Source organism: Bacillus sp. SIMBA_008 (genome assembly GCF_046535495.1).
GTDB lineage: Bacteria > Bacillota > Bacilli > Bacillales > Bacillaceae > Bacillus > Bacillus subtilis.
Map to the genome: position 1 here is coordinate 1 of NZ_JAWRWL010000054.1, position 415 is coordinate 415.

The window sequence follows — 415 nt, forward strand, 5'->3', positions numbered from 1 at the left end:
CGATCCGTCGTCGTGGACGCGGTCGGCAACGAGTATCCGATTGCTGAGAACACCCATCCACGGGAGGGCACTCCCGCCGCCGAGGAGCTGTCCGAGGCGAGCGCTGCAGCCTGCGACGCGGCCGGCATCGAGCGCGGGGCGGGGAGCGAGGTCGTCGTCGGCGTGCAGGCGGCCGTCAACGAGGCGACCGGAGACCTCTCCTTCACCGACGACATGCCGGGTTGGCCGCGCATGGACGTCGTCACAGCGCTCTCCGACGAGCTCGGCATCCGCGTGTCCGTGTGGAACGACGTCAACGTCGCGGCCGTCGCCGAGCGCGCAGTCGGGGCCGGTGAGGAACTCGGCAGCTTTGCCCTGTTCTGGGTCGGCAACGGACTCGGCGTCGCGTTCGACGTCGCCGGTCAGATCCTCCCCG

Annotated in this window: 1 protein-coding gene; it reads left to right on the forward strand. The window is 70.6% G+C overall.

Features of this window, described 5'->3' with window-relative positions; genetic code table 11:
* The coding region (locus SB658_RS22060) for an ROK family protein (RefSeq protein WP_410602326.1) at window positions 1-415 on the forward strand (415 nt) is incomplete at both ends.